The 6418-nt window shown below is 46.0% G+C and carries 4 protein-coding genes, 1 tRNA gene, 1 pseudogene and 1 riboswitch; of the genes and pseudogenes, 5 read left to right on the top strand and 1 reads right to left on the bottom strand.

Annotated features, from left to right (window positions below):
• Nucleotides 1–311: 311 nt before the first annotated feature.
• Entirely contained in the window at nucleotides 312–2645 is a 2334-nt protein-coding gene (locus B9N86_RS26295) for a ribonucleoside-diphosphate reductase subunit alpha (RefSeq protein ID WP_208916016.1), read from the bottom strand.
• 196 nt (nucleotides 2646–2841) lie between these two features.
• Nucleotides 2842–3072: riboswitch (cobalamin riboswitch) on the bottom strand.
• A 374-nt stretch (nucleotides 3073–3446) separates the two neighbouring features.
• Here B9N86_RS26295 and B9N86_RS31055 point away from each other — a divergent pair.
• The 5 genes and pseudogenes from B9N86_RS31055 to B9N86_RS26270 all read left to right on the top strand — a co-directional run bounded on the left by B9N86_RS31055 (nucleotide 3447) and on the right by B9N86_RS26270 (nucleotide 6418).
• Entirely contained in the window at nucleotides 3447–3581 is a 135-nt protein-coding gene (locus tag B9N86_RS31055; RefSeq protein ID WP_208920787.1) for a transposase, read from the top strand.
• Nucleotides 3582–3591: 10 nt separating this feature from the next.
• Nucleotides 3592–4651 (top strand): annotated as a pseudogene (tnpB, locus tag B9N86_RS26285) (IS200/IS605 family element RNA-guided endonuclease TnpB).
• 68 nt (nucleotides 4652–4719) lie between these two features.
• On the top strand, nucleotides 4720–5025 hold the full coding sequence (locus B9N86_RS26280) for an MTH1187 family thiamine-binding protein (protein WP_208916015.1): 306 nt from the start codon (nucleotides 4720–4722) through the stop codon (nucleotides 5023–5025).
• 97 nt (nucleotides 5026–5122) lie between these two features.
• Nucleotides 5123–5194 (top strand) — tRNA-Thr (locus B9N86_RS26275).
• A gap of 165 nt (nucleotides 5195–5359) precedes the next feature.
• Entirely contained in the window at nucleotides 5360–6418 is a 1059-nt protein-coding gene (locus tag B9N86_RS26270; RefSeq protein WP_208916014.1) for a tyrosine-type recombinase/integrase, read from the top strand.

Raw genomic sequence — 6418 nt, 5'->3', positions numbered from 1 at the left:
ACTCAAAAGAACGCACAAAGTAGCTCATAAGTTATGCACAAACGTAGAGTAAATCCCAAAGGGAGAGCGCTCCAAGCAGGAAGTCACTCAAAAGAGCGCCGAACGTAACTCATTATCTTCGCTCTAAAAGTAAAGCGTTCCCGAAGGGAGAAAGCGATCCTAGCACCAAAGTAACTTTTCAATCGCCTCACAAACGTGTCTCGCATCTTGCGGGTGTCCAGAGGGCAGAGCCCTTGGGGCCCTCCCTTGGAAGGGAGGGTTTGGGAGGGATCGAAAAAAAGGGTTTACCTAAACAGTTCCATATATTCCGATCAGCTTGCACAACTCTCACATTCTTCAATAGTAAGCGCACGGCTGCGCACATAGTAGGTCGACTTCAAGCCGGCCTTCCATGCGTGAAGATGCAGTTCTAGGAACTCCGAAGCTCGGATGTCTGGACGAACGTACAGGTTGAAGCTTTGAGCCTGGTCAACGTGACGCTGACGGGCAGCAGCCATTTTGATGGACCAGTTCTGATCAATCAGGAAGGCCGTTTTGTAATACCAGATCGTCTTCTCGGACAGATCGGGAGCTGGGTTGGCAATTTTATACGTTGTTTTCTCTTCATAAGAGAGAAGCTCATACAGCGGATCAATACTGGCAGTTGAGCCGGCAATAATCGAAGTGGAGCCGTTCGGCGCGATGGCAAAGAGCCATGCGTTGCGGACACCGCTTTGCTGTACTTCCTGCTGCAGCTCGCGCCACTGCTCGGTCGTTACATACTTGCCTTCATGCTCGCCGTCGGTGTAACCGCGGTACGTAAAGTACTCGCCGCTCTCCCAGTCGGAGCCTTTGAACTTCGGATAATGCCCTTTTTCCTTAGCCAGCTCCATGCTGGATTTAACGAGCAGGTAGTTAATTTTTTCATACAGATTGTCATTATATGCAACCGCCTCATCGGATTCCCAGCGGATGCCTTCCAGGGCCAGCAGGTGATGCAGACCGAAGGTTCCAAGGCCGACAGCGCGATATTGGCTATTCGTGTATTGTGCTTGCAGCACTTCGATGTTGTTGATGTCAATGACGTTATCTAGCATACGCACCTGGATCGGTACAAGACGCTCCAGTACACCAGCTGGGACTGCACGTGCCAGATGAATGGAATTCAGGTTGCAGACAACAAAGTCGCCAGGAACTTTGGAGATGACAATGCGGGTCTGTCCATCTTTGGTTACGAGCTCTTCATGTTCAATAACTGTAGCCGATTGGTTCTGCATAATTTCAGTACACAGGTTGGAAGAGTAGACCATACCGTGTGCAGAGTTCGGGTTGGCACGGTTTACGGTGTCACGGTAGAACATGTACGGTGTTCCGGTTTCCAGTTGCGATTTCATGACACGTTTCATGATATCGATCGCTTGAACCGTAATGCGGGAGAGCAGCGGATGTGCTACGGCTTCTGCATATTTTTCACGGAACATTCCTTGACCAAGCTTCTCATCGTAGAAGTCTTCCAGACCAAGCGGGCGGCCGTTCTCGTCTTTCCAGCCCATCACTTTCTTCACTTCGTGAGGACAGAAGAGGCTCCACTCATCACGGGCTTCTACAGCCTCCATGAACAGGTCAGGCAAGCATACGCCGTGGAACACGTCATGTGCTCTCATGCGCTCGTCACCGTTGTTCAGCTTCAGGTCCAGAAAAGCGAGAATGTCTTTATGGAAGACATCCAGGTAAACGGCGATGGCGCCTTTGCGTGTGCCGAGCTGATCTACACTAACTGCTGTGTTGTTCAGCTGGCGGATCCAAGGGATAACGCCGGAGCTGGTGTTCTTGTGTCCACGGATGTCGGAGCCACGGGCACGGACTTTGCCGAGGTAAACGCCGATACCGCCGCCCATTTTGCTGAGACGTGCTATGTCGGTGTTGGAGTCGAAAATTCCTTCGAGCGAGTCATCTACCGTGTCGATAAAGCAGCTGGACAGCTGGCCGGCTACCTTTTTACCAGCATTGGACATCGTCGGCGTTGCAGCCGTCATGTAGATGTTGCTCATCGCCCAGTAGGCTTCTTTTACAAGCTCCATACGTTTCTCAGCTGGCTCTTTGTGCATGAGGTACATCGCGATGACCATGTAACGCTCCTGTGGAAGCTCCATCACTCGGCCGTCAAAGTCGGTTGCTAGGTAACGCTCTGCCAGCGTCAGTAGTCCGATGTAATCGAACAGCAGGTCACGGGTATAATCAATCGTTTCTCCGAGCTCTTCAATCTGTGCTTTGGTGTAGCATTCCAGAAGTTCTTCACGGTAAATTCCTTTTTGTACTAGCTCTGTAATGAGGGGGAAGAAGGCGCCGTAAGGCTCTTCCGGATAAGCTTTGTAACGGCGGTGGTTGGCCGCTTTTTTATATAGGGAAGTTAAAAGTGAACGTGCTGCCGCGAACTTCCAGTTCGGTTCCTCTTTGGTAACAAGCTCAAGAGCCGACATCGTGAATGCGCTGCTAATCTCATCGCCGGTCACTTTGTCGCCACGAAGTTTGGAATGAACACCGCGAAGCAATTGTTCCTTGCTCAGCATATCCAGTTCGTTCAAAATTCGGTCGGCATAAACAGAGAGACGGTTTTCATCAAAAGCAAGTTGACGGTTGTTCGGTTTAATTACGAGTTGGGGCATAGGTAATTCCTCGCTTTCTCGGGAAAAATGGGAAAAAGAACATTAAAAAAACATTTTCCAAACCTTGGGGAGGTTGAAAATGTTCGTGTGCGCTGTGAATAAATATGTGCATACTAGCTTAAGCCGCTATTTTTAGGGCTTGCTGTTATGTACAGACGCAAAAGAGTGAACACTTTCCTAATTTCCCGTAGGATAGATGTCGTGCTGTATACAGGCAGGTCTCCTGACTTGGGGTATAGAGTTCGGCGCCTTCCCAAAGGCCTAACATGTTAGCCTTCAGTGGCATAAAGCCGAATTCATATCAAAATCGCAAAAATGCGCTCTGAATCCCTATACAGTGGCGGGACCGTGATGGATTTGCACCATGCTTCCCTATTAAGTCTGACGGCTATATGGGACGCCAGACACCTGTACACACTATATTTGGTTGATGTTATTAAATTTAACCCAATATATTGTGTTTGTAAACTGTTGTCTTAAAATTTGACGCAAGTTGAATTATAGCAAATGACCGAAAAATCCGCCAATTCGCAAACCGCCAAAAGAGAGTGAGATTTCGCACATTTCTTCGAATTACGACCTTTTATACGGTGATACACGCTTTATGAATTAGCTGAGAACACTCGCGATTTTAATCGTGAGATGAATTGGCTTCGGACAAGGCGTGTCTTTTGACATGTTAATTGTCCGAATATGTTAAATTGTAAATTAGAAAAGACACTGATAGTTGGTACAAAAACTATCTTGACGTATGTTATCCTATATTTGGGATTCTCAATGTATTAAGGGGGAGCAACAAGACTGTTTTTTAAAGAGTTCCCACAGCTAAAAAAGAAACTGTGGGGAGTTCGTCTTTGGAACCCTTCTTACTTTGTGGTAACTATTAACAAACATACAGAAGCACAGAACAACAGTACATTCAAAATCACTAAGTGAGGTGAGAACAGTGATTGTAAACAAAGCATATAAATTTCTCATCTATCCAAATAAGGAACAAGAAATTTTAATTGCTAAAACAATCGGCTGTTCTCGTTTCGTATTCAATCGTTTTTTGACACAATGGTGTGACGCATACAACGAAACAGGTAAAGGATTAAACTACAATTCGTGTTCAGCTAAACTTACAAACCTGAAAAAAGAATTCGTATGGTTAAAAGAAGTGGACAGTATTTCCTTGCAGTCATCGCTAAAGAATCTTGCGAATGCGTTTGATCGTTTCTTCAAAAGGCAAAATGATGCACCACGCTTCAAGTCTAAAAAGAACAAGGTCAATCCTACACAACCAAGCAAACGAATGGAAATATTGCTATAGTAGGCAACAAAATTAAATTACCTAAACTCGGTCTTGTTCGTTTTGCTAAAAGTCGTGAAGTGACTGGTCCTATTCTGAATGCTACCGTTAGACGTAATCCAAGCGGAAAATACTTTGTGTCCATTCTTGCTCAAACAGAAGTGCAACCATTAGAAAAAACAGCTTCTTCTGTTGGTGTTGATGTTGGATTAAAAACTTTAGCATCCCTTTCAGATGGAACACCATACGAAAATCCAAAATGGTATCGCAAACTTGAAGAACAATTAGCGAACGCGCAGCGTATCCTTTCCAGACGTATAAAAGGTGGTTCGAATTGGAACAAGCAACGTGTTAAGGTTGCAAAAATCCATGAAAGAATCTCTAATTCAAGAACAGACTACTTGCAGAAAATCACTACTGAAATCATCAAAAACCACGATGTAATTGGTATTGAAGATTTGCAAGTATCAAATATGCTGAAAAATCACAAGCTGGCTAAAGCAATTAGTGAAGTATCGTGGTCACAATTTAGAACAATGCTTGAGTACAAGGCAAAATGGTCAAGGATCTAAAACTTCGTGAGTGGGACTGCCCTAATTGTGGCGCACATCACGATAGAGATATTAACGCAGGACAAAACCTTAAAAATGAAGCTATAAGACTTCTAACCGTAGGGACTACGGGGATATATTTGAATGGGACTATAGGGGGGTAAAATTTTGAAATGCTGCTGCTGGCTGATACAATATTAATATTCGAAAGGTTTGAGGAGGGTGAAATAAAATGGCAATTGCGGAAGTTACCGTCATCCCGATCGGAACGGCCACAACCAGCCTGAGTATGTATGTTGCGGAGATGCAGCGGGTGCTGGAGAAGCAGGAGGGGATCTCATACGAACTGACCTCGATGAGCACGATTATTGAAGGAGAGCTTAACTCTGTATGGGGTGCCATTGCTGCTCTGCATGAAGCGCCTTTCCTGTCTGGAGCCAAGCGGGTATCCACATCCGTCAAAATCGACGACCGACGGGACCAAGTCTCTTCGAGTAAGCAAAAGCTGCAATCTGTGCAGGAAAAACTGGGCAGGTAACGAGGATTAGCCTGCCCTTTTTTCATATAAAAAGGGTTGCATTTTCACGTCAAAGAGTTATAATATTTTTTGTTGTTTTATTTATGTCATCCTATTCGCTGGTGTAGCTCAGGGGTAGAGCAACGCACTCGTAATGCGTAGGCCGGGGGTTCAATTCCCTTCACCAGCATCTTACGTTAATATTTCCCGCCATATCAACGTTTGGACGTTCGTTGAATGTCACGGATAGGCAGCGCCAGGTCGACGCATTCTAGCCGTTGAAATGGACGAGCGTAGACGCTAATAGGCGGTCAAATCGGAGTCTCCTACAGTACATTGTAGGGGGCTTTTTGTCGTGAATAATGACCCGCGCAAAGGTAAACAAGCCGTTATAGGCAAACGTACGACTCGCGCTAAGGATATAGGCTCGACAACGTTAGATATTGGATTCGATTTGTTTTACAGCGCAAAGAGAACGGAAGGCGTACGAAAGCGCACACTCGCAGATTATAAAAATTACTGGCGATATTTTCGTGAATGGCTCACGCGAGTACACCCGGAGATAGAACTGATTGGGGAAATCACAGTTGTTACGCTCCGGGAATACATAGAGTACATGTCACACGAACACAAGCGTTACGAAGGCGTAGAGTGTCGTAAAAAGGATGGTAAGAAGCTTTCACCGGCTACTGTAGCTTCTCGACTTCGCGCACTGCAGACGATGTGTAAGTTTTGGGGGACGGAGGGATTAACGCAGACTAACGCAGCTGAGAAGATTAAAGCCCCGCGTAAGGATGTTGCAGAAAAGAACATAATCTCGGACGAGCAACTTTCGGCAATTATTGCGGCTGCCGATACGACCACGTTCGCAGGCTATAGGGATTATGTGCTGATGCTTCTACTCGCGGATTCGGGGTTACGGATAAATGAGGCGCTTCAACTCGAAGACTCATTCATCGATATTAAGGCGCGGTGCATACGTCTGCCTGGACCGTTAAATAAAAACCGTAAGCCTCGTATTGTACCGGTAACTGCTTCCGTGCTGCGCGAGGTTATCCTCTTAATGGAAGAAACGCGAGATTACTTCAATACGCAATATGTCTTCGTTTCAAATTACGGGGATCGGTTGAAGGCGGATCAATTTCGCAAGAGACTGCGCCAATATGTATCAGAAGCCGGGATTGATACATCTAAGACGCAAGTATCACCGCATCGGTTTCGGGACTACTTCATAACAAACTATCTTCTTAACGGAGGAGATCTGTTCACGCTGCAGCGTATCGTTGCGCACGCGGATATTAAGACAACGCAGGGCTACGTTAAGGTAAACGAGGAGGCTATGCGAGATAGTCATACACAATACTCTCAAATATCGCGGCTTGGAGTACCACGCGCGAGAAAGAGAGGGCGCTAA

It is taken from the genome of Paenibacillus uliginis N3/975 (assembly GCF_900177425.1).
GTDB lineage: Bacteria > Bacillota > Bacilli > Paenibacillales > Paenibacillaceae > Paenibacillus_AQ > Paenibacillus_AQ uliginis.
The sequence above is the reverse complement of the archived record's forward strand: the minus strand, read 5'-3'. Positions and strand labels throughout refer to the sequence as shown.